General features: G+C 45.8%; 25 protein-coding genes, 1 pseudogene and 1 riboswitch. Of the genes and pseudogenes, 19 read left to right on the forward strand and 7 right to left on the reverse strand.

What is annotated here, in order from left to right:
* Window positions 1-44: 44 nt before the first annotated feature.
* From ACVC9U_RS07630 to ACVC9U_RS07685, 12 genes are all read left to right on the forward strand, one after another.
* The gene (locus tag ACVC9U_RS07630; protein ID WP_075754159.1) at window positions 45-1547 is read left to right on the forward strand and encodes a carboxypeptidase M32; all 1503 of its coding nucleotides are present in this window, start codon (window positions 45-47) and stop codon (window positions 1545-1547) included.
* A gap of 138 nt (window positions 1548-1685) precedes the next feature.
* A riboswitch (purine riboswitch) is annotated at window positions 1686-1785 on the forward strand.
* A 118-nt stretch (window positions 1786-1903) separates the two neighbouring features.
* Window positions 1904-2488: a xanthine phosphoribosyltransferase gene (xpt, locus tag ACVC9U_RS07635; RefSeq protein ID WP_020451903.1), complete on the forward strand. Its 585-nt coding sequence runs from the start codon at window positions 1904-1906 to the stop codon at window positions 2486-2488.
* Window positions 2485-3801 carry a nucleobase:cation symporter-2 family protein gene (locus ACVC9U_RS07640; protein ID WP_075754161.1) on the forward strand — a complete coding sequence of 439 codons (1317 nt, stop codon included), beginning with the start codon at window positions 2485-2487 and terminating at the stop codon, window positions 3799-3801. Before xpt ends, ACVC9U_RS07640 begins: the two co-directional genes overlap by 4 nt.
* Window positions 3802-3874: 73 nt before the next feature.
* Complete coding sequence (locus ACVC9U_RS07645) at window positions 3875-4426, forward strand: GNAT family N-acetyltransferase (protein ID WP_441390462.1); 552 nt, start codon at window positions 3875-3877, stop codon at window positions 4424-4426.
* Between the two features lie 41 nt (window positions 4427-4467).
* Window positions 4468-5565 carry a type III polyketide synthase gene (locus ACVC9U_RS07650; RefSeq protein WP_025811248.1) on the forward strand — a complete coding sequence of 366 codons (1098 nt, stop codon included), beginning with the start codon at window positions 4468-4470 and terminating at the stop codon, window positions 5563-5565.
* Between the two features lie 7 nt (window positions 5566-5572).
* Window positions 5573-6079 (forward strand): isoprenylcysteine carboxyl methyltransferase family protein, encoded by a 507-nt coding sequence (locus tag ACVC9U_RS07655; protein WP_145646130.1) that lies wholly within the window; start codon window positions 5573-5575, stop codon window positions 6077-6079.
* Window positions 6080-6142: 63 nt separating this feature from the next.
* A complete protein-coding gene (gene fbpC / locus ACVC9U_RS07660) occupies window positions 6143-6238 on the forward strand; it encodes a Fur-regulated basic protein FbpC (protein ID WP_003182857.1) in 96 nt (31 codons plus the stop codon).
* A 144-nt stretch (window positions 6239-6382) separates the two neighbouring features.
* Window positions 6383-9946 carry a dynamin GTPase gene (gene dynA / locus ACVC9U_RS07665; protein WP_441390465.1) on the forward strand — a complete coding sequence of 1188 codons (3564 nt, stop codon included), beginning with the start codon at window positions 6383-6385 and terminating at the stop codon, window positions 9944-9946.
* 74 nt (window positions 9947-10020) lie between these two features.
* The gene (locus ACVC9U_RS07670; protein ID WP_003182854.1) at window positions 10021-10290 is read left to right on the forward strand and encodes a YpbS family protein; all 270 of its coding nucleotides are present in this window, start codon (window positions 10021-10023) and stop codon (window positions 10288-10290) included.
* A gap of 79 nt (window positions 10291-10369) precedes the next feature.
* Window positions 10370-10519, forward strand: coding sequence for a hypothetical protein (locus ACVC9U_RS07675; protein ID WP_003182852.1), 150 nt, complete (start codon window positions 10370-10372; stop codon window positions 10517-10519).
* Window positions 10520-10634: 115 nt separating this feature from the next.
* Complete coding sequence (locus ACVC9U_RS07680) at window positions 10635-12065, forward strand: IS1182 family transposase (RefSeq protein WP_016886315.1); 1431 nt, start codon at window positions 10635-10637, stop codon at window positions 12063-12065.
* Between the two features lie 83 nt (window positions 12066-12148).
* Window positions 12149-13036 (forward strand): 5'-3' exonuclease, encoded by an 888-nt coding sequence (locus tag ACVC9U_RS07685; RefSeq protein WP_003182849.1) that lies wholly within the window; start codon window positions 12149-12151, stop codon window positions 13034-13036.
* Window positions 13037-13249: 213 nt separating this feature from the next.
* Here ACVC9U_RS07685 and sspL read toward each other — a convergent pair whose 3' ends face one another.
* From sspL to ACVC9U_RS07700, 3 genes are read right to left on the reverse strand one after another with little or no spacing between them, the layout of a single operon-like run.
* The gene (gene sspL, locus ACVC9U_RS07690; RefSeq protein ID WP_003182847.1) at window positions 13250-13396 is read right to left on the reverse strand and encodes a small, acid-soluble spore protein L; all 147 of its coding nucleotides are present in this window, start codon (window positions 13394-13396) and stop codon (window positions 13250-13252) included.
* Between the two features lie 42 nt (window positions 13397-13438).
* Window positions 13439-13837, reverse strand: coding sequence for a reverse transcriptase-like protein (locus ACVC9U_RS07695; RefSeq protein WP_441390469.1), 399 nt, complete (start codon window positions 13835-13837; stop codon window positions 13439-13441).
* On the reverse strand, window positions 13827-14528 hold the full coding sequence (locus ACVC9U_RS07700; protein WP_065643811.1) for a queuosine precursor transporter: 702 nt from the start codon (window positions 14526-14528) through the stop codon (window positions 13827-13829). Before ACVC9U_RS07700 ends, ACVC9U_RS07695 begins: the two co-directional genes overlap by 11 nt.
* Before the next feature lie 92 nt (window positions 14529-14620).
* On the opposite strand from ACVC9U_RS07700, the gene ACVC9U_RS07705 reads away from it, so the two are divergent.
* Window positions 14621-15262, forward strand: coding sequence for a reverse transcriptase-like protein (locus ACVC9U_RS07705; RefSeq protein ID WP_441390471.1), 642 nt, complete (start codon window positions 14621-14623; stop codon window positions 15260-15262).
* Between the two features lie 14 nt (window positions 15263-15276).
* Window positions 15277-15462: pseudogene (locus tag ACVC9U_RS07710) on the forward strand (zinc-finger domain-containing protein).
* Between the two features lie 68 nt (window positions 15463-15530).
* Here ACVC9U_RS07710 and ACVC9U_RS07715 read toward each other — a convergent pair.
* Window positions 15531-15797: a DUF2564 family protein gene (locus ACVC9U_RS07715; RefSeq protein ID WP_020451892.1), complete on the reverse strand. Its 267-nt coding sequence runs from the start codon at window positions 15795-15797 to the stop codon at window positions 15531-15533.
* Between the two features lie 160 nt (window positions 15798-15957).
* Between ACVC9U_RS07715 and ACVC9U_RS07720 the strand changes: the two genes are divergently transcribed.
* The gene (locus tag ACVC9U_RS07720; protein ID WP_003182837.1) at window positions 15958-16140 is read left to right on the forward strand and encodes a hypothetical protein; all 183 of its coding nucleotides are present in this window, start codon (window positions 15958-15960) and stop codon (window positions 16138-16140) included.
* A 54-nt stretch (window positions 16141-16194) separates the two neighbouring features.
* Here ACVC9U_RS07720 and cspD read toward each other — a convergent pair whose 3' ends face one another.
* The gene (cspD, locus tag ACVC9U_RS07725) at window positions 16195-16395 is read right to left on the reverse strand and encodes a cold-shock protein CspD (RefSeq protein WP_003230776.1); all 201 of its coding nucleotides are present in this window, start codon (window positions 16393-16395) and stop codon (window positions 16195-16197) included.
* Between the two features lie 284 nt (window positions 16396-16679).
* Between cspD and ACVC9U_RS07730 the strand changes: the two genes are divergently transcribed.
* Window positions 16680-17369, forward strand: a complete 690-nt coding sequence (locus tag ACVC9U_RS07730) for an AIM24 family protein (RefSeq protein ID WP_145646124.1) — start codon at window positions 16680-16682, stop codon at window positions 17367-17369.
* A 53-nt stretch (window positions 17370-17422) separates the two neighbouring features.
* On the opposite strand, the gene ACVC9U_RS07735 is transcribed toward ACVC9U_RS07730, so the two are convergent.
* Window positions 17423-18574: a diglucosyl diacylglycerol synthase gene (locus ACVC9U_RS07735; RefSeq protein WP_145646122.1), complete on the reverse strand. Its 1152-nt coding sequence runs from the start codon at window positions 18572-18574 to the stop codon at window positions 17423-17425.
* A gap of 271 nt (window positions 18575-18845) precedes the next feature.
* Entirely contained in the window at window positions 18846-19754 is a 909-nt protein-coding gene (gene metA, locus ACVC9U_RS07740) for a homoserine O-acetyltransferase MetA (protein WP_441390474.1), read from the reverse strand.
* 151 nt (window positions 19755-19905) lie between these two features.
* Here metA and ACVC9U_RS07745 point away from each other — a divergent pair, with 151 nt between their 5' ends.
* Genes ACVC9U_RS07745 through ACVC9U_RS07755 form a run of 3 tightly spaced genes read left to right on the forward strand, consistent with a single transcriptional unit; the run spans window position 19906 to window position 22739 of the window.
* Window positions 19906-21585 carry a formate--tetrahydrofolate ligase gene (locus ACVC9U_RS07745; protein WP_145652277.1) on the forward strand — a complete coding sequence of 560 codons (1680 nt, stop codon included), beginning with the start codon at window positions 19906-19908 and terminating at the stop codon, window positions 21583-21585.
* Between the two features lie 15 nt (window positions 21586-21600).
* Window positions 21601-22080 carry a glutathione peroxidase gene (locus tag ACVC9U_RS07750; RefSeq protein WP_075754165.1) on the forward strand — a complete coding sequence of 160 codons (480 nt, stop codon included), beginning with the start codon at window positions 21601-21603 and terminating at the stop codon, window positions 22078-22080.
* A complete protein-coding gene (locus ACVC9U_RS07755) occupies window positions 22068-22739 on the forward strand; it encodes an HD domain-containing protein (protein WP_075754167.1) in 672 nt (223 codons plus the stop codon). Before ACVC9U_RS07750 ends, ACVC9U_RS07755 begins: the two co-directional genes overlap by 13 nt.

The raw sequence follows: 22739 nt of genomic DNA on the forward strand, positions 1-22739 counted from the left end.
TCTGATTACAATTCGCATCATATAAGGGAAGAGGAGGATGAATGATGTCGATCAATACATATGAAAAAGAGTTTTTAGAAACATTAAAGAAAATCAGCCGGTATGAGCAGGCGATTAACGTGATGTATTGGGATATGAGAACGGGCGCGCCGAGAAAAGGCGAAGAAAGCCGCGCCGAAGCGATCGGCCAATTGTCGGCAGACGTCTTTCAGATGAGAACGTCCCCGCGGATGAAGGAGCTTTTGGATGCCCTTGCCGAGCAAAAACAGGATCTGCCTGCCGATACACAGAAAGCGGTTGAGGAAGCAAAAAAAGAATACGATTTAAACAGCAAGATTCCGGAAGAGGAGTTCAAAGAATATACGACGCTGACATCCAAAGCGGAATCCGTCTGGGAAAAAGCGAAAAAGGCGTCCGATTTTTCTCTCTTTGCTCCGTATTTAGAAAAAATCATCGACTATAAAAAACGGTTTATCTCGTACTGGGGATATGAAGGCCACCCTTATAACACCCTTCTGGACCAATATGAGCCAGGCGTTACAGTCGAAAAGCTCGACGGCCTTTTTGCTGAATTGCGGGAGGCGATCGTTCCGCTTGTGCAAAAGATTGCCGCCAGTGATCAAAAGCCTGATACGAGCTTTGTGCACGAACGTTTTCCAAAAGAGCGGCAGCGCGATGTATGCCACTTTTTCTTAAAAGAACTGGGCTATGATTTTGAGGCGGGGCGCCTGGACGAGACGGTTCACCCTTTCCAGGTGACAATCAGCCAAGGGGATGCCCGGGTGACCACAGCTTATAATGAAAACGATTTTCGCTCGGCTGTTTTCGGAACGATTCATGAATGCGGCCATGCCATTTATGAACAAAACATTGATGAAGCGCTGGGCGGAACCAATTTAGCAGACGGCGCATCAATGGGGATACATGAATCCCAATCCCTTTTCTATGAGAACTTTATCGGCAGGCATCAAGGCTTTTGGAAGCGGTATTTTGAGAAAATAAAAGAAGCAAGTCCTGACCAGTTTGCAGGTGTTACTGCCGAAGGGTTCTACAGGGCCGTTAATGAATCAAAGCCGTCGCTGATTCGGATTGAGGCTGATGAGCTGACATATCCGCTGCATATTATGATTCGCTACGAAATTGAAAAAGCGATTTTCAGCGGGGAAGTATCGGTCGGAGACCTTCCGAAACTATGGAATGACAAATATGAAGCATATCTGGGCATTACGCCTCCCGACGATGCTAAAGGAATTTTGCAGGATGTCCATTGGTCCGGCGGCGATTTCGGTTATTTCCCTTCATATGCGCTTGGATATATGTATGCGGCTCAACTGAAATCAAGCATGCAGAAAGATTTCCCTGAGTTTGACCGCCTGATTGAAAACGGCGAATTTCAACCGATCAGAAAGTGGCTGACAGAGCACGTTCACATCCACGGCAAAAGAAAAAAACCGCTGGACATCATCAAGTCTGCGACAGGCGAAGAATTAAACGTCCGTCATTTAATCCGCTACCTGAAAGAAAAATATACAACACTCTATTTGTAAAAAAGAAATCCCTCCCGTTGCCCGGGAGGGATTTTCAGGTCAGAATTTTCTGTTAAATACGAACATTCAACTAAAAAAATGTGTGCAGGTTCGTCTTTTTTTGTTTTATCCCTTTTCATTCAGATCGAAAGTTGATATAATTTGATACATTATATCACTCATATAATCGCGTGGATATGGCACGCAAGTTTCTACCGGACACCGTAAATGTCCGACTATGAGTGGGCGCTAAGAAAACGAACGTCTTTTAGTGAAACAGACGGAATTCGTCTTTTTAAGCATTGCCCGCTCGCATTCAAAATCCGAGCGGACAATGCTTTTTTTTATGAAGGGCAATTGATGAACGGAGGGGTTTAATGGAAAAGCTAAAACGAAAAATTGCAGAGCATGGCACGGTGTTGTCTGACGAAGTGCTGAAAGTTGATTCATTTTTAAATCATCAAATCGATCCGGAATTAATGCTTGCTGTGGGCGAAGAGTTTGCCTCGCTTTTCCGGGAGGAAGGCGTCACGAAGATTGTGACGATTGAATCCTCAGGGATAGCACCTGCCGTGATGGCAGGCTTGAAGCTGGGCGTGCCGGTAGTATTTGCAAGAAAGCGTCAATCGCTTACCTTAACGGAAAATCTGTTGACGGCTTCTGTCTATTCCTTTACAAAGAAAACGGAAAGTACGATCGCCGTATCAGCCAGCCATCTTTCAAAGGATGACAAAGTTCTGATCATCGACGATTTTTTGGCAAATGGACAAGCGGCGAAAGGGCTTGTTTCCATCATTGAGCAGGCCGGCGCAAAGGTGTGCGGAATCGGAATTGTCATCGAAAAATCATTCCAGACGGGCAGGGAGGAGCTTGACAATCTTGGAATCAGAGTCGAATCCCTTGCGCGTATTGCATCTCTTGCCGATGGAAAAGTTACCTTTTTACAGGAGGTTGGGTCATGAAACTTACGGCCGGTAAAACCGTTTCATTAAGCATTCAGCACGTCCTGGCCATGTATGCAGGAGCCGTTGTCGTGCCGCTGATCGTCGGCGGCGCTCTCGGCTTGACGCCGGCTGAGCTGACATACCTTGTGTCTGCCGACATTTTGATGTGCGGAGTGGCGACACTGCTGCAAGTTTGGAAAAACCGCTTTTTCGGAATCGGTTTGCCTGTTGTATTGGGGTGTACGTTCACAGCCGTTTCCCCGATGATTGCGATCGCTTCGAAATACGGTATTCCAGCGATCTATGGAAGCATCATCGCAGGCGGTGTGATTGTCGTTATCGTTTCTTTTTTCTTCGGAAAGCTTGTTAAGTTTTTCCCTCCCGTGGTCACAGGATCGGTTGTCACGGTGATTGGGATCACCTTGATTCCCGTTGCGATGAACAACATGGCCGGCGGTGAAGGCAGCAGCGATTTCGGCGAGCTGTCCAATCTTGCATTAGCTTTTTCCGTTTTGCTGGTCATCGTCCTTTTATATCGTTTTACAACAGGATTTATCAAATCAATTTCCATTTTAATCGGTTTAATCGCAGGAACAGCCGGCGCCGCTCTGATAGGGAAAGTTGATTTTACAGAAGTGGCAAACGCAGGCTGGGTGCAGATGATCCATCCATTTTACTTCGGCGCTCCCGTTTTTGAGGTCACACCGATCTTGACGATGTCTCTCGTGCTGATCGTCAGCCTTGTCGAGTCTACAGGCGTCTACTTTGCATTGGGTGATTTGACGGACCGCCGGCTGACAGAAAAAGATTTGGCAAAAGGCTACCGTGCCGAAGGGATTGCCGTGCTGCTGGGCGGGGTTTTCAACGCCTTCCCTTATACGGCCTATTCGCAAAACGTCGGTCTCGTCCAGCTGACAGGAGTTAAGAAAAACAGCGTGATCGCGCTCGCTGGAGCTTTTCTTATTCTGTTGGGGCTGTTTCCGAAAGCCGCTGCTTTAACGACGATCATTCCTAAACCTGTGCTCGGCGGCGCTATGGTCGCGATGTTCGGCATGGTGATCGCCTACGGGATCAAAATGCTTAGCCGGGTTGATTTCGGAAAGCAGGAGAACTTGTTGATTGTAGCGTGTTCAGTTGGAATCGGCCTCGGCGTGACGGTCGTACCGCAAATGTTTCAAAACCTTCCTGATGCCGTCAAGCTTTTGACAGAGAACGGAATTGTCGCGGGAAGCTTTACAGCCATTCTCTTGAATGCGATCTTTCACATCCATCCGTTTTCTCGTCATGCTGAACAACCAGAAGCAGTTCCAACTGAAAAATCCGCTGTTTAAAACCTCACAGATTGTGAGGTTTTTTTGCATTGCGGATTAGCCATACTACCGGTATGAAGAGGAGGCGTAACGAATGGAAACTGTGAATGAGCTTGTCGAACGCATCAGCACGAAAGACGGCGGTGAAGCTGTCATCCGTCCCGTCAAAATGGCGGATGCTCCTGATATCATTGAAGCGGTAAAAGATGTGATTCATACCGGTGTTTACATCCAAAAAGAACGGCCGCGCACACTTGAGGAAGAGCGGGCATTCATCAGCGATATGATGGAAAAGGATAACATGTATGCGGCGGTTGAAATCGATGGTGCGGTGTACGGAATTGCCCGTGTCATTCGCGGCGACCTCAAAATGAAGCGGCACACGGGGCTGTTCAGAACCTGGCTTCACAGCAAAGCGCAAGGTCTTGGGATCGGCAGGGAAATCATGTCCTACACCCTCAACTGGTGCAGGCTGCATCGTCTGCATAAGCTCTGCCTGACCGTATTTTCCGCAAATCAAGCAGCGCTGTCGCTCTATGAGAAAAGCGGCTTTATCATTGAAGGGGTTCAAAAGGAGCAGGTTTTGGCGGACGGGAATTATGAAGATGAAGTGCTGATGGCCTATTTTTTCGGGAGGTCCACATAAGGCCGGGCGATTCGGGAGACGCTGTAAATAGAGGTGGTGTTATGGCCTATGTCATTTCGGCGGGGACAAGCCTTCCCCGCTTTCATGTCGACCAGAAGGAAGCGGCCGTTTTTGCAAGGGAGATGTTCAAAGATTCATTTAAAGACATTGACCGGCTGCTGGCAGCTTTCCAAAATGGAGAAATCGCTTCAAGACAATTTGTCATGCCTTTGGATTGGTATAAAGAAGCCAGGAGCTTCAAGGAAAAAAATCAAGCGTACATTGAAATGGCTGTCAGACACAGTGCAGAAGCCGTTTCGAATTGCCTGTCAGACGAACGGTTTTTGAAAAAAGAAATCCCTTTCGAAAAAATTGAAGCGATTTTTTTTATATCTTCTACAGGCATCTCGACTCCCGGCATTGAAGCGAAGCTCATGAACATTCTGCCCTTTTCAAAACGGACGAAGCGGATTCCGATTTGGGGGCTCGGCTGTGCAGGAGGAGCTTCAGGTATAGCGCGGGCATTCGAATACTGCAAAGCGTTTCCAAAAGCCCATGTCCTTGTGATTGCGGCGGAGCTCTGCAGCTTAACGTTTCAAAAGGATGATCAATCGAAAAGCAACCTTATCGGCACATCTTTATTTGGCGATGGAATCGCCGCGCTCTTAATGTGCGGCAAGGAAGCGGATATCTCATCAGCCGGATTGGAGGTTCTTCCGGAAGTAGTGAGCTCACAATCAGCCACCTTGGAAGATTCGGAAGATGTCATGGGCTGGGAAATCAATGACAACGGTTTCCGTGTCGTTTTTTCCAGGGACATTCCGACATTGATCAAAACACATTTAAAGAACGATGTCGAAGCATTTCTCCATAAGGAACAGATCGCTTTGGAGAACATTCAAGTATTTCTGGCCCACCCGGGCGGTAAAAAAGTTCTCGACGCTTATTTGGAAAGCCTCGGCTTTTCCGAAGCGCACATCGACTGTTCACGAAAAATTTTGGCCAGGCACGGCAATATGTCATCGGCCACTGTGATGCATGTTTTAAAAGAATATTGCTTGCATGGCAGTCCTGTGCCGGGAAAATACGGTCTCTTAGGGGCGCTCGGTCCGGGCTTTTCATCGGAGCTGCTGCTCTTGAAATGGACAAAAAGAGAGTGACTGACACATGTTTTTTTGGACGATTTTAAGCATTTTTGCCGCCCAGCGCCTGCTTGAGCTGGCAGTCGCGAAGTTCAATGAAAAAAACGCTCTGAAAGAGGGAGCGGTCGAATACGGGAGACGTCATTACCCTTACATCGTCGCGATGCATGTTTTGTTTTTCATATCTTTGATTTGGGAAACAATCGCTTTTCAACGCGGACCCCTTCCGATGGCGCTTGTCGTATTAACAGGCCTCATCTTTACTCAGGCCCTCCGATATTGGGCGCTCTTTTCTCTGGGGAGATGCTGGAACACGAAAATCCTTGTCATCCCTGGAACGAACCTTGTCCGAAAGGGGCCTTATCAATGGTTCAAACATCCGAACTATGTGGCGGTGGCTCTTGAATTTCTGCTTTTGCCAGTGCTTTTCCAGGCATACGCCACCGCACTTTTATTTACGGTGCTCAACGCTGCTGTCATGTACATCCGCATCCGCACGGAAGAACAGGCATTAGAAAAATTACACCATTGAAAATGATTATCATTTCATTTATAATGATGATAAACATTCTCATTATAGGATGGTGAGTCGCGTATGACGATGTTTTTTTTGCTGGCGGCGGTCAGTACATACAGTTTATTGATTGGTTATGTCTTAAAAGGTATCGCGGGAGCGAATCCGCAAAAATAAATAAATACACGTGCTGAAGCTGCCGAAACCGGCAGCTTTTTCTCGTTTTTTCTTTCAGATTGTGAAGAAAAATACAGCAAGGTTGTGTAAAATGGGAGAAAGGGCTAAGATGGCAAACAACAACGCATAAAAGGGGTAGGAAACATGGCACAAATAAACACGAAAGACGATCTGATGAAAAGAGCCGGAGCGGTTTTCGGGGAGCTCAGGAAGAACGGGGATGACAAGCGGTCGGCTCAGCTTGCGGGAATCATCCGAAAATGGCTGAGAAAAGAAGTGTACATCGCGTTAACCGGACATTATTCAGCAGGAAAATCATCGCTATTGAACGCGCTGCTTCAGGAAGACGTCCTGCCGACAAGTCCGATACCGACGAGCGCCAACCTTGTGCTGGTCCGCCGGGGGGAAATGAAAACAACACTCCATACGATCGATGGAAGGTACGCCCGGATGGATGGCTCTTATGATAAAGAAAAAGTGCAGGCGTACTGCAGGGACGGCAGCCAGATTGAAATGGTGGAAATCGAGGGGGCTTTTTCAGGAATCGCGCCTCAAGCCGTCTTAATTGACACGCCCGGAATTGATTCGACGGACGATGCCCATTTTTTATCGGCGTCTTCAATTCTTCACCAGGCGGATGCCTTGTTTTATGTCGTGCATTACAATCATGTCCATTCCGAAGAAAATGTGAAATTTCTTCGATCAATAAAAGATAAGATACCCAATATTTTTTTCATCGTGAACCAGATTGACCGTCATGACGAAGCGGAAACAGGCTTCCATGCCTATAAAAAGCAAGTGCTTGATATGCTGCTGAAAGAAGGGATCAATGAAGATCATCTCTTTTTTACATCGGTCACCGAAGCCGGTCATCCGCTGAACGAATTCACCCGGCTTCGCGCTGTGCTGGAAAGGCTGCAGCATCAATCCGAACAGCAGCTAAAGGCATATACGGAGCAAAAAATCAGCAGTCTGATTCATGAACATATCAAAATGCTGATCAGTGACGAAGATACGGCTCTGTCTGAAGAAACCGCTTCCTTAAGAGAAAAAGTCGAGACTGTAAAAGGACGGCTTGCCGATTTGACAGAACAGGAAAAACGGGCGGAGGAACAAATCAAAAAAGACATTCATACGATTGCCCAAAACGCAAACTTAACGCCGTTTGAGATGAGAGAGCTGGCCAAATCGTATTTGGAATCAATCGAAAAAGGCTTTAAAAAAGGATTTCTTTTCAGTAAGGCCAAAACGCTTGAAGAAAAACAAAAACGAAAAGAAGTGTTTCTTGCCGACGTCCAAAAAAGGGTTCAAGCCGAAATCGACTGGCATGTCATTGAAGCAATCAAGGCTTTCATGAACCGCTTTAACGTCCAGAGTGATGAACTACTTCGGGTCGTTCTTCAATTTCGGACAGAGGTAGATGAAAATGAACTGCTTCGTTCCCAGAAAAAAGGGGCTGAGCTTTCACCGGAATACGTGCTGAACTATACGAAAGAACTGGCTGAAAACATCAGAAGAAAGGCAAAAAGACAAGCGCAGCCGCTTATCGATCAGCTCAAAACTTTCATCAAAGAAAGAAGCGGCCTGCAGTCGGAAGCGATGAAAGCCGAATATGAAGCGGAAAAAGCGAAGCTCGCCGAGCACGAAAGCCGGTTGATCGAACAGCAGAAGTCATATGAAAAAGCAAACCGTCTCTGGGATCAATGGGAACACGGTGATCTGAGCGAGCTGCCAGCGAATTGGTATGCCGCTGAAACAAAGCCCCTTGAAAAACCGCTTGATGGCCGACGAGCGGAACCGGTCCGTGTGCAAGGGGAAAACAGCAGCAGTAAAGACGATGTGCTCCATCCGAAAAAGGGCGTTTCCGAGTACATTGAGCACTTTTTCGAACTAGCAGGGTTTTTGGCGGATATTCCTGCTTTGGAAAAGCAGCGAAAAGCATTCTTGGCCAAAACGGAACGCCTTCATACAAGGCAGTTCACCCTGGCGCTCTTCGGCGCATTCAGTTCCGGCAAATCATCTTTTGCAAATGCGCTCTGCGGGCGGAAAGTGCTGCCGTCATCTCCGACGCCGACAACGGCAACGATTAATAAAATAACCAAACCGTCGGGAACCAAAAGGGACGGAACGGCAGAAGTCGTTTTTAAAACTGAAGGGGAAATCAGAGCGGAACTGGATCAGCTATTGGAGGGGAAAATGGCTGCGGCAAAAGGCTCCGCTTTTCGCGAAAAACTTGGAAACCTTTTGAAAAAAGGAGAACTGGATGATGATGAACGGCTGCTGATTAAGAACTTCCTCAAAGCTTATGAGCGTTATGGTGCATATATCAACGATCGGGAAATCCTGACGATTTCCGCTGACGATCTGCATCCGTATGTCGCTGAAGAACAAACGGCCTGTGCCGTCCGCGAAGTCACCGTTTATTTGAGCACACCGGTCACGGAGAAAGGAATAACAATCGTCGATACACCGGGAGCCAGCAGCATGAATAAACGGCATACTGAACTTGCGTTTCAATACATGAAAGATGCTGATGCCCTGCTTTACTTAACATACTACCAGCATTCATTTTCCAAAGCGGACCGGTCGTTTTTGCGCAAGCTGGGGCTCATTAAAGACGCTTTCAGCATGGATAAAATGTTTTTTATTTTAAATGCGGCTGACCTCGCGAAAAGCCCGGTCGAATTACAGACGGTTGAAGACTATGTAAGGGGAGAGCTCTTGAAAGAAGGCATCCAAAATCCGCACCTGTACCATGTATCGAGCAAGCAGGAGCTCAACAAAAAAACTTCGCCGTACAACGACTTCAGCAGGCTAAAGCGGGAGCTCGACGATTTTATCGAAAACGGTTTGGCCAGAACAGCTGTCGAAGAGCTGCTTGATGAAGGCAAAAAACTGTGTGAAACCGTCTTTCAGCTCCGCGGTTCACTGCACCGTTCCGCTGAAGAAAAGGAAGCGGAGCAAAAGCGCGTCGCAAAAGCTTATCAAGAGGCTTTGGCTGCGATTGAAGAAGCAGAGAAGGGGTCATCAATCCTTCAAATGACGGAAAAGGATGTGGAAGAGCAATTTTACCACATGAAGCAGCGTCTGGCCTTTTTTGCACACGATTTATTTAAAGCTGCGATACACCCCGGGCTTCAGAACGGAGATTGGCGCGCCAATCTGCAAACCGCTTTGAAAAGCTGCTTAAAGGAGTATGAATTCGAATTTTTGCAGGAACTAAAAGCGCTTGATATCAGAATGGAAAATTTGATGCTGAAATTTGCGGGCGAACAATGGGCAAATGCCGTAAAAGAGCGGCTTGCCGGCAATCCTTATTTTTCGGTTCATATCCAGGCTGACCGGCCTGAGACCGAAAGCTGGGAAACGACTGAAGCGTCAGCGGATGAAGGGGAGTTTACAGATGAACTGAAAATGTTCAAAACACCTAAAACGTTTTTTCAGCAAAATGGCAAAGCCCGGCTTGTCGAGGCGTTTACTGCAAAGCTTTCGGCGATCACGGACAATTGGATTCAACGTGAAAAGCAGACATTTTTAAACCGCTGCAAAACGAGCGCCGGTCAATTACAGAAAGCGGCTGTTCTATCCGCAAAAGCTCAACTCGAAGAACAAAAAGAAGCATATTTTCATGAGGCGCTGGAGAGCGCAGAGCGCGAAAACATTGAAAAAGCGCATGCCTTGGCAGGCGAATGGCTCCGCTCATGTTGAATCAGATTGATATTGGTATGGATATCTGGCTGGCAGGCATGATAGACTGAATAAAAAAAGAAGGGAATTAGACGATGACAAACGTTCATGAAGCGATTACAGCACATTCAAAAAAACAGCACCAGCACATCAAGCAGTTCGTGCGTCTCGAACAGGAGAGGGAAAAAGCAATCGATGATGTGGTCGATAAGTGCCGGCGTAACGAAGCATTTTCAACCGACCTCATCAACCAAATTACAGTGCAGATGAACGAATTGGCCAAAAAAGGCATCGTTCCCACAAGACGGCTCGTCTCGAAGGAAATGGTTGCCGAATACGTCAGCCGAAAATATCCGCAGGCCTAGCTGGTGGATCCTTCCGCGTGTGGCGTCATGTGTTTTTGCAAAACATAAACCATGACCCGCCCGCTGGAGGTGAAGTGTAATGGGAAGAACAAAGCTTGGCAACGCGAATGCACAGCGAAACAACAACGCTAAAAAGAAGAACGGCTTTAACACTGAATTTGCGACTGAATCCTATTCGCAAATGGAAGCCGCAAAATTAATCTCAAGCAAAAAACAGCACCAAAAATAGAAACAGCGTCGCTAGACGCTGTTTCAGCTTGTCGACAAAGTCACAAAAAAGTGGCTTGATCGACAAGCTTTTTTTGTTAAAATGTGTGTGGAATCTAATTTTTGGAGGTTTTACCATGTTGACCAAACACTCTAAAGATCAGCGTGAACAGCTTGAAGTCGTTGCCTTAAGTGAGCTTGTACCTGAAGACCATTTGGTCAGGAAGATGGAAGAAGCCATTGATTTTTCATTTATTTATCAAAAAGTTGCCCCTCTTTATTCTTCAAAAGGGCGTCCAAGTATTGATCCTGTTGTACTGATTAAAATGGTGCTCATTCAATACGTGTTTGGTCATCGCTCCATGCGCGAAACCATTAAGCGAATCGAAACTGATGTAGCCTATCGCTGGTTTATTGGATATGGATTCTCTGAAAAAATCCCTCACTTTTCAACCTTCAGTAAAAACTATGAACGTCGCTTTCATGACACAGACCTATTTGAAACAATCTTCTATAGGATTTTACGTCAGGCCATGGATCTCGGCCTCGTCGATCCTTCGGTTGCCTTCATCGACAGCACACATGTCAAAGCGAATGCCAATAAGAAAAAGTTTGTGAAAAAGATCGTAAGAAAAGAAACAAGAGCTTATCAGGAACAGTTAGATCAAGAAATTAATGCCGATCGCGAAGCCAACGGCAAAAAGCCCTTAAAGCCCAGGCAATGCTCAGAAGAACGAGAAATAAAAGAAAGTACAACAGATCCTGAGAGCGGCTATTTTGTAAAGGGTGAACGGGAACGCCTTTTTGCTTATGGTTTTCATACAGCTTGTGACCGGAACGGATTTGTGCTGGGGACGGTTGTTGAGCCTGCCAATATTCATGACAGCCAAGTGTTCACGACCCTGTTTCAACAAGTGAAAGAGCGCGTCGCCAAGCCTCATACGGTCGCAGTTGATGCCGGATACAAAACACCGGTTATCGCAAAATTTCTTCATGAAGAAAACGTTCGCCCTGTTATGCCTTACACGCGTCCGCAAACCAAAAAAGGATTCATGAGAAAACACGAGTATGTTTACGATGAATTTTATGATGTCTATATCTGCCCGCAAGACCATATTCTCTCCTATCGCACAACCAATCGGCAAGGTTATCGAGAGTATGCTTCAGATCCAAATCGATGTAAACAATGTCCATTACTACATACGTGTACAGAAAGTAGAGATCATCGAAAGATGATTCACAGACATATCTGGCAGGATCATTTAGACGAAGCTGATCATCTTCGGCATACGGAAGAGAATAAACAAATCTATGCCAAACGTAAAGAGACGATCGAACGAGTTTTTGCCGATTTAAAACATAAGCATGGCTTGCGCTGGACAACCTTACGGGGAAAGAAAAAATTGTCCATGCAGGCGATGCTTGTTTTCGCTGCCATGAATCTGAAAAAGCTGGCGAATTGGACCTGGAAAGGTCCTAACCGCCAGCCTTCTGATCGAAATAATAGAATAAAATGGACAAAAACAGGTCGGATTTTTAAAATCCGACCTGTTTTGTCAACGGTCTGAAACAGCGTCGCTAGACGCTGTTTTCATCATTTTTGCTCCTGTGGTACAATAAGTGCATTGTATGATGAAAGGAAGTTTCCATAATGAACAAGAAGCTGCTGCTTGTAGACGGGATGGCTTTATTATTCCGGTCTTTTTTTGCGACTGCGGTGCACCGCAATTTTATGCTGAATGACAAAGGCGTGCCGACAAACGGGGTTCACGGTTTTTTAAAGCATCTGTTAACCGCTGCGTCTGCGTTTGAACCGAGCCATGTCATCTGCTGCTGGGACATGGGAAGCAAAACGTACCGAAACGATTTATTTAAGGACTATAAAGCGAACCGGAGCGAGCCGCCTCTAGAATTGATTCCGCAATTTGACATGGCGAAGGAAGCGGCGGAAGAGCTCGGGATTTTAAATATCGGCCTTGCGGGCTATGAAGCCGATGACTGCATCGGCACCCTGACAGCGATGTTCAGCGAAGAAGCGGACATCACGATCGTCACCGGTGATAAAGATTTACTTCAGCTTTTAACAGTCAATGTTAAAGTTGCCCTGCTTCAAAAAGGAATCGGCAATTATAAGGTATACACAGAAGAATCATTCAGTGAAGAGACAGGTATCGAACCGAAAGCTTTGATTGACATTAAAGCGCTGATGGGCGATACAAGCGATAATTATCCGGGTGTAAAAGGCATCGGCGAAAAAACGGCCTACAAGCTGATCAAGGAATATTCGACTGTTGACCGGCTGCTGGAAAACATCGGTCAGCTGACGAAGGGCCAGCAGACGAAAATAACCGAATGTCTAGAAGATCTGAAGATGTCCAGAATTCTTGCAGAAATTAAATGCGATGTACCGCTTTCCTGCTCATTGGACGATGCGGACTTCACCTTGATGCATGACAGGGCAAAGGAGATGCTGAGACTTCATCAAATACGGGGAATCGAGCCGCTGCTGATGAAATTCGAAAAAAGAGAGATCGGATAAACCGATCTCTCTCAGCGTGCTGCCAAACCCTCGCATTCGTTGTCAGGCCTGTGCTCCGGTGCTCACGAATTATAACATTCGCTCCGCTACGGTGCTCAGCCTTCCTAGACTGCAAGGGTTTTCAGACACGCTGAATGGGATGACAAATTCCTAAAATAAAACCTTTTAGGAATTTGTCAATCATTTAAAGAGAGATCGGATAAACCGATCTCTCTAATGTTTTGTATTGCTTTTTTTCGCCCGGTTTTCAAGCTCGGTTTTTGGGTCTGTATGACGGTTATCCCGGTTCAATACAATATCACCCTGGGGCGTGACACCGCCTGTCAGACGGCCTCTTCCTGCTGAATGCTGTTTTTCCACATGAACCACCTCACTCGTTATGATGTGCAGCGGGAATGGAATTTACTCGGGTTGGTTCAGCAATATCGCTTTTTTCGCAAGCTTGTCAGCCGCTTGATTTGACTTCGAAGGAATCCACTTGATAAAAAATAAATCAAAATCCTTTTTTAAGCGGATGATTTCATCCAGATAAGGCTTAAATGCCTGATTTTTGACAAACTCCGAATCGGCCGTGCGCTCAACGATCTGCGAATCGGTCCGAAACGAAACGATCCGATAGTTTCGTTCGGCGCACAGCTTCATTCCTTCGATCAGCGCCTTGAATTCCGCTTCATGGTTGCTCAGTAAGCCGGCGGGAAGGGAGATAGACTCGGTCTTCTGACCGTCTTTGATGAAAATGCCAAGTCCGGACGGTCCGGGATCACCCGCGCTTGCTCCGTCGATATAGACCTCAACCGGCATTGTTTTCGCTCCTTTCATCCAAAGGGGTGATTCTTTTAGCAGCATAAGCGTACGGCGCTGCGAAAACGGCGACAACGAATTTCAAGACGTATGTCGTGATGAAAATCTGAATCCATACATCAAGCGGATAAGCGCCCATAAATGCGACACTTGTAAAAATCAACGTATCGAGCAGCTGGCTTAGGGCTGTGCTGCCGCTGTTGCGAAGCCACAGTGCCCGATCGGAAGGAAATAACCTTCTGATTCCCGAATATACATAAACATCAAGCGTTTGGCTGATGATATAGGCGAGCAGGCTGCCGAGGGCCACGCGGGGCAAGAAGCCGAATATCGTCTCCAGCGCAGGCTGTGCGATGTCTTCCGGATGCGGCTTGAACAGAAGCGCTCCCTGCATGACGAGCGTCAAGGCAATCAGAATGAAAAAACCGATTGAAACGGCTTTTTTCGCTTCTTCCTTTCCGTATCTTTCATTGATGACGTCGGTCGCAAAAAATACGCTTCCGTACAGGATGTTGCCGAGTGTCGCGGTCAACCCGAACAGCTCGACCGTTTTGACCACCTCGATATTGGCGGCGGCTGTCGCAAAACCGATCCAGACAAATAAACCGGTTTTGCCAAATCGTTTAAAAAAGAAGAGAACAATGATAAAATTAATGATCGCAAAACTAATCCATAATATTTCGTTAAACAAGAACGGTACTTCCTTTCTGAATAAACTGTTTTGATTATAGCATAACAAGCCATAATTTGAATAAAGGTGATTTTGTGAAACTGAGAGCAGGTATGAAAATCAAGATTAAAGGGTCTTCACCCATTCCATTTACAGCTGATGAATGGATCGAGGTCAATGAGGCAGTGGCGGCCGGGCGTCAGCTTTCTCAAAGTCCGTATGTCACTGAACTTGAGTTTGAAGATGAGAAGGGCAGCTTTTGGACTCTGAAAGAGCTGGAAAAGCTGAAAGAAGAGCTTGCGGCTGAACCGGATGAGATCACCGTCTATTTTGACGGCAGCTATGATAAAGAAAGTCAGCTCGCTGGTTTAGGCATTGTGATATATTACTCCCTCGGCGGGGACCGGTATCGATTGAGAAAGAACAAGAGCTTTCGGCTGACAACGAATAACGAGGCGGAATATGCGGCTCTCTCTGAAGCTGTTAAAGAGCTTAAAGATCTCGGGGCAAGCAGGAACTCCGTCGTCATTAAAGGGGATTCGCTCGTCGTGCTGAACCAGCTTGAAGGGAACTGGCCATGCTATGACCCCGTCCATTCGAAATGGCTGGACAGAATCGAAAGCCAGCTTCAAAAATTAAAGCTCACGCCCACCTATATTCAAATCAGCCGCAAAGACAACAAGGAAGCGGATCAGCTCGCAAAAAAAATGCTTGAGCATACCATTGTGGAAAGCCAAATCAAACTAGATGAATAACGGAGATGAACGTTTTGGATAAGAAAGAGATCTTTAAGGAACTGACACATTTGCAGGACACCTACTGTGAAGGGTGCTTCATCAAAAAACACTTCAGAAAAGAATACGGAAAAACGTAGGCCCACGCATTTTGCATTTCAAAATGTACGGTCGGGGAAAAGCTCCGCACCTATGGAGACGTGCTGACAAACAAAAATTGATCCCTTTACCATCCCCAATAGGCCATTATCCTTGGGCCGCGCTAAAAAAACCGCTGAACGCGGTTTTTTTAATGCTGTGATTCGTCAAGCTGGTGCTGGCAATCATTTAATATGTTGAGCTGTTCGTTTAAAAAGTCTTCATCCAGTGCGGATAGTTCCTCAGCCTGTGACAGCTGTCTGGCATCTTCGATCGATTGATACGCCGATTTCAGCAAAGTGGAGCTCTTTTGCCTCGTCGCCATTCCCGTCGTCTTTTGGGCGGTTTCTACGGCTATTTCAAGCTGCTTGCGCTGATTAAATCCCGTTACGAGATCATCGCGATGTTCTGAGTTCATGATCATACACCTCCGACAAGTATTTTTTCTAAAAAAGGCATTTTTATGTGTGAAATAGAAAAAATAAAGTAAAATTAATCCGATATAACTATTGAACCTAAAAAATATAAGTCTTTATTACTAATTTAGGTAATCATGAAAAAAAGGAGTCTGAGGAACAGTGGAAAGCAATGAACTGCAAACCGTTCTTCACAAGACATTTGTGGAGGTATATAAAGATCTTGAACAGCTCGTTGATATCGCGAAAAAGGGGCGTCCATCTCTCGAGAAGAACATTGAGGAAATCGAGCAAAGGCTGAAGCAAAATATACTGGCGATCGAAATTCAGCTGAAAATTAAATAGGAGAGGCAAAAAATGCCTCTCCTATTATTTGAAGTCTCAATTGTCTTGATTTTGTTAAAGCTTTACAACGTTAGATGCTTGAGGTCCACGATTACCTTCAACAATTTCGAAAGAAACTTCTTGTCCTTCTTCTAGAGATTTGTATCCGTCACCTTCGATTGCAGTGAAATGAACGAATACATCGTCTCCGCCTTCAACTTCGATGAAGCCGAAGCCTTTTTCATTGTTAAACCATTTTACTTTACCGTTTTGCATATTGCTTAATCCTCCTAGTACTGTAGCACAATGTGCTAAAAAAAATTTTCATCATCTAACGATGTTCTGCTAAATGATGGTTTCACTATACACTATCTATGGAGGCTTCGTCAAGCTGTCAAGAGAAAAAAATGAACTTTAATGCTTTTTTAAGGAATTTTTTTGAAAACGTTTTCGATTTATGGTTATTGATCATTATTTTTCGCAAAGCGGACGAAACATTTTAAGCGTCAGCCCGTATATAATAAAACCAATATCAGGAATGCGAAGAGGAGTGTTGATAGATGAACCGTTATTCGGTTGATGAGTTTGTATCCAAAACCCAGCAGGAAGACAAAGGGGAGGGGCTGTTTGAAATGGAAACGCCCCGTCTCTTGGAAGTTAATCTCGATGGAAAAGTGTGGGCAAAGGCCGGTTCGATGGTTTCCTACAGGGGAAGAGTCAAATTTAAGCGTGAAGGGGTATTTGAACACGGAATTGGACGTATGGTGAAAAAAGTGTTCAGCGGCGAAGGGGCTGCACTGATGAAAGCGGAAGGAAACGGGAAGGTGTACCTCGCGGATCAAGGAAAGAAGATTTCCATCTTAAACTTGAAGGAGGACTCCATATTTGTGAACGGGCACGATCTGCTCGCATTTGAGCCGTCGATCGATTGGGACATCAAACTGATGAAAAGAATTTCCGGCATGCTGGCCGGCGGATTGTTTAACATTAAGCTTGAGGGTACTGGAATGGCTGCAATCACAAGCCATTACGAGCCGCTCACTTTGATCGTAACCCCGGAAAGCCCAGTCTATACCGATCCAAACGCAACGGTTGCCTGGTCTGGAAGCCTGCAGCCTGAATTTGTGACAGATGTATCTTTTAAGACGTTCATCGGCAGGGGAAGCGGGGAATCGATCCAAATGAAGTTTTCAGGGAACGGGTTTGTCGTTGTGCAGCCGTTTGAAGAAGTTTATTACTCGGAATCTTAATATTAAACGAAAAAAACACTTGCAGAGCAAGTGTTTTTTTGACTCGGGCTTTTTTAGGACAGCGCCCGGACAGTCTGTTTTTTGTTCATGATGATTTCAGACTGCTCGATAATGTCCGTCAGGATGACTTCTGATGAATTGGATAAATGCAGGCTTTTAATGTTTTTCTTCATTTCGTTTAACTTTTTCTCATCAGCCAAAAGGGAGGAGACTGATTCAAGAATTTCCTCATGCCTGTTGACGACGATGGCAGCTCCTCTGTCTTCGAAGAACAGGGCATTTTCCTTTTCCTGCCCGGGAACAGGCTTGTAAAGGATGACGGGAACGCCGATTGCCGTGGCCTCCGTCAAGGTAATTCCGCCCGGCTTTGTGATCATGCAGTCAGCCACCCTGAACAGCTCGTCAATTCTTTCGATATAACCGAGCGATTTCAGCTTGTTTGGATAAAGGGCTTCAATGTCTTCCAGTGAAGATTTCAGCATCGTATTTTTTCCGCACACGACGACGACTTGAACATCCTCTTTCGTCACCAGAGATTCACACAGTTCTTTTACGTTTTTCAGAACCCCGTGTGCGCCTGCCATGATCAGCAATATCTTCTTGTCGGGAGACAGCTGATACTTCTCGTAGATTTTATCTTTGTCCATTTCTTCTTCAAACTGCCTGCGGATCGGAATACCCGTGATCTTGACATTGCTCGGGTGAGTGCCGATTTCGAGCAGTTTTTCCTTCACATAATCAGTTGCTACGTAATATTTATCAATATGTTCGTGGACCCAAATTTTGTGAAGGCAGAAATCTGTCATGACGTTAAAGGTCGGAATGACTTTTCCCATTCTCCGTCTGTATTCGGGCACGACAATCATTGGAAACGTATTGATGATGATGTCTGGCTGATGTTTTTTAACCAGTTGGTCCAGCCGTTTATTTCCCATTTTGAAATAAATATTAAACTTTCTTTTATTGTAAATTTTATCGACCCCATAGTAGAACAGGCGATAAAACTGTTTACCGATTGAGAAGCTTTTCAGGTAGAGATACTGCGTGATCTCTGACACAATCGGATTTGATTCTTGATACAAATTCGAAACAGTTACATTCTTAAAACCGAGCCGTTCGCACTCTTGGTAGAGCGTTTTGGCTACTTGAACATGGCCATTTCCGTAATTTGCAGTCAAAATTAATATATTTTTATTGGTATTCAAGCATATTCACCTCAATTAATTCAAACAGCAAGAGCTAAAATGGTAAAAAAACAGGAGTCAATGTCCACACATACCATACCATAAATATTATTTTAATTATAAATGAAGAACAAAAATTAAGGTATTTTTAAAGTATGGATCGGCAGGAAAGCACTGGGTTCCTTATTATTCTTGCTTTCTCGGCAAAGCCGAACCCCCCCTTATGGAAGACTAACCCAACTGTATTTTAACACATTTTGAATGTCTTGCATCAGACCAGGGCATGAGAATTTCATTTCCACTCATATGGTGTTTCCTGGTAAACGTAATAGTTCAGCCAGTTCATGAACAAAAGAGTCGCGTGGGCTTTCCAGCGGTTTACAGGCGCCGCGCCGTCCGGCCCGTCTTTAAAATAATTCACCGGCGGATCAATGTCCATGTTCCTGGCTAAATCCCTTTCATACTCTTCTTTAAGAGTATTTGTATCATACTCAGGATGTCCAGTTAAAAAAACTTGTTTTTCATCTTTTGAAGCAATTAAACAGACGCCCACTTCATCGGATACGCTGAGCACTTTTAAATGGGAAACGGCTTTCAGGTCATCCATATTTATATCTGTATACCTCGAATGCGGGACATAGTAGAATTCTTCAAAGCCTCTGACCAGTCTTTCATTTTTCTCCATTATTCTGTGTTCGAAAACGCCAAATGTTTTTTTCGGCAGTTTGACTTTGCGAATTCCGTAGTGATGATACAGTCCTGCCTGCGCTCCCCAGCAGATGTGAAGCGTTGACGTGACATGCGTTTTGCTCCAGTCTAAAATCTCCTGGAGTTCTTTCCAATAGGACACCTCTTCGTACTCCAGGTGCTCGATCGGCGCACCGGTAATAATCATGCCGTCGAATTTTCGGTCCCTGATCGAAGAAAAAGTTGTATAAAACTGTTCCAAATGCTGCCTTGGTGTATGTTTTGGCGTGTGTGTAGACGGTATTAAAAAAGTGAAATATACCTGTAAAGGAGAATTTCCGAGCATCCTGAGCAACTGTGTCTCGGTCCTGATTTTCTGCGGCATCAGATTAAGAATTACAATATTTAAAGGTCTAATGTCCTGATGAAAAGCCCGTTTTTCATCCATGACAAAAATATTTTCACTTTCAAGAATCTGCTTCGCTGGCAAATTGATAGGTATGTTGATAGGCAACACGCCACCTCCGGTTTTCTCCGCTGATTTTTCTTCATTATAGGAACTTTTTGGCGATATTTCAATGTGTGAATTGTGTTACAATGAAAGAAGTGTGTGAAAAATATGGAAAATCATCGTGTGATGAACCAAAAGGAGGCTCCTCTTGCAAATGAAATCCCATTTATCAGACATAGAAATCGCCCAAAGCACGGAATTAAAACCGATTGCCGAAATTGCACGGAAACTCAATATAAATGACGATGAAATAGAGTGTTTTGGTTGCACAAAAGCGAAAATTTCTTTAAAAATTTTTGAGCGTTTAAAAGAAAAACCCGATGGAAAGGTGATTTTGGTAACTTCCATCAACCCGACCCCGGCCGGCGAAGGGAAGTCGACTGTCACCGTCGGATTGAGCCAGGCACTCTGGCAGATTGGCAAAAAATCAATCGTTGCATTGAGGGAACCTTCACTCGGTCCGACAATGGGACTGAAAGGCGGGGCTGCCGGAGGAGGATATTCCCAGGTTCTTCCGATGGAGGATATCAACCTCCACTTTACGGGAGATATGCATGCGATCACAGCTGCGAATAACGCTTTGGCGGCTTTTATAGACAATCATATTCATCAGGGAAACGAATTAAACATCGATATTAGAAAAATCGTCTGGAAAAGGACGCTTGACCTCAATGACAGGGCGCTGCGCGAAACCGTTGTCGGCTTGGGCGGAAAAGCGAACGGATTTCCCCGGGAAGACGGCTTTGACATTACTGTCGCATCGGAAATCATGGCCGTTTTATGCCTGGCCGGAGACTTGGCCGATTTAAAAAGACGCCTGGCAGCAATGATCGTTGCCTACACTGTTGACGGAGAGCCGGTGACGGCCGGCATGCTCGGTGTCCAGGGAGCGCTTGCCCTCCTGTTAAAAGATGCCATCAAACCAAACCTTGTTCAGACTGTTGAAGGAACACCGGCGCTCGTCCACGGAGGCCCGTTTGCAAACATCGCTCACGGGGCAAACAGTTTGATCGCGACGAAAACGGCTGCGAAACTGGCTGATTATGTCGTGACTGAAGCGGGATTTGGCGCGGATTTGGGTGCGGAAAAATTCATGCACATCAAAACGAGAGCCGGCGGGTTCACCCCGGGAGCGGTCGTGATCGTCGCCACCGTCAGAGCGCTGAAAATGCACGGCGGAACGCCTCTCGCCGATTTGAAGCAAAAAGACGTAAAAGCATTAAAAAGCGGAATCGCAAACCTTGCGAAGCATATCGAAACGATAGACGCCTTCGGTCTTCCGTACGTTGTGGCCGTCAACAGATTTGTACACGATGCGGAGGATGAGCTTGAGACCGTTCTTGGCTGGTGCAGGGAAAACGGACATCCGGCTGCACTGTGCAATGTTTGGGAAGAAGGCGGAAAAGGCGGGACTGACCTGGCAAGGGAAGTCATTCATGTCATGGAACAAAAGGACAATCGTTTTTCCTATTTATATGAATTAACCGACTCGATCGAAGACAAATTAACCAAGATTTCCCGCACCGTTTATGGAGCCGAAGGGGTAGAGTTTACCGAAAAGGCGAAAAAGCAGCTGCTGGAATTGAAAAAGAACGGATTGGACGGGCTGCCAGTATGCGTGGCCAAAACTCAGTATTCTTTATCAGATGATCCGGGGAAAATCGGCAGGCCGAAAGGTTTTAGCATCACCGTCCGTGAATTAAAACCATCGAGGGGCGCGGGATTTATCGTCGCTTTAACTGGCAGCATTTTAACAATGCCCGGGCTGCCGAAACGTCCTGCTGCACTTAAAATGGATGTCGGTGAAGACGGCAGGGCCAAAGGTTTATTCTAAAAAGGAGGGACGGTCATGTCCATTTACGATATCAGCGTCAAGACGATTAAAGGCGAGGACACGACACTGCGGCCGTATAAAGGCAAAGTGCTTCTCATCGTCAACACGGCCTCAAAGTGCGGATTTACACCTCAATATGAACAGCTTCAAGACTTGTATGAAACATATAAAGACCGAGGGCTTGAGATTCTGGGCTTTCCCAGCAACCAATTCATGAATCAGGAGCCTGGCGATGAAAAAAGCATTGAAGAATTTTGCAGCGTAAACTACGGTGTCACGTTTCCTATGTTTTCGAAGGTGAATGTAAAAGGAGATCAAATCCATCCACTGTTCCGCCACTTGACGAACAAGGCGAAGGGCATGCTTGGAACAAAAGCGGTCAAATGGAATTTCACAAAATTTCTCGTCGATCAAACTGGCGAAAACGTTGAGCGTTTTTCACCGCAAACCAATCCAAAGGAGATGGAGGAGGCCATTCAGAAATGGCTCGGCTGAATCAGGAACAAACAGAACAGATCCGCTTGATGTCCGAATGGGTAAGAAAAAAGCTCGCAGCCGAAGGCACAGGACATGACTGGCTGCATATCGAAAGGGTTCGGAACGTAAGCCTTCAGATTGCAAAAGAAGAGGGTGCAGACCTGTTTATGACCGAAGCTTGCGCCCTTCTCCACGATGTGATTGATGTAAAGCTTGCCGATGAACACCGGGTTCCGCTTCAGGAGCTGAAAAGGCGCCTGTCAGAAGACTGGAAGGTCGATCCGGAAACAGTTGACGGGATTCTCGCCATCATCACAAGAATTTCCTTCAGAGACAGAGAAAAATATAAAGATGAACCCCTTTCAAAAGAAGGTATGGCCGTTCAGGATGCCGATCGGCTTGATGCGATCGGCGCTGTCGGGATCGCCAGGGCTTTGATGTATGCGGGGGCAAAGGGCCATCTCCTCTATGGGAGCGCCAATGCCCCTACTGCTGTCGGCCACTTTTACGAGAAGCTTCTCCTTTTAAAAGATTTGATGAATACAAAGACGGGACGGATGCTCGCGGAAAAAAGGCATCAGCTGATGCTTGACTTTCTCGGCGAACTGGAAAATGAATGCGCCTTCTCCATAGAAAGCCGCCTTGATAGATCAGGGCCGGGGGTTATGGTAGAATAA

This window comes from Bacillus sp. GM2, assembly GCF_056155945.1.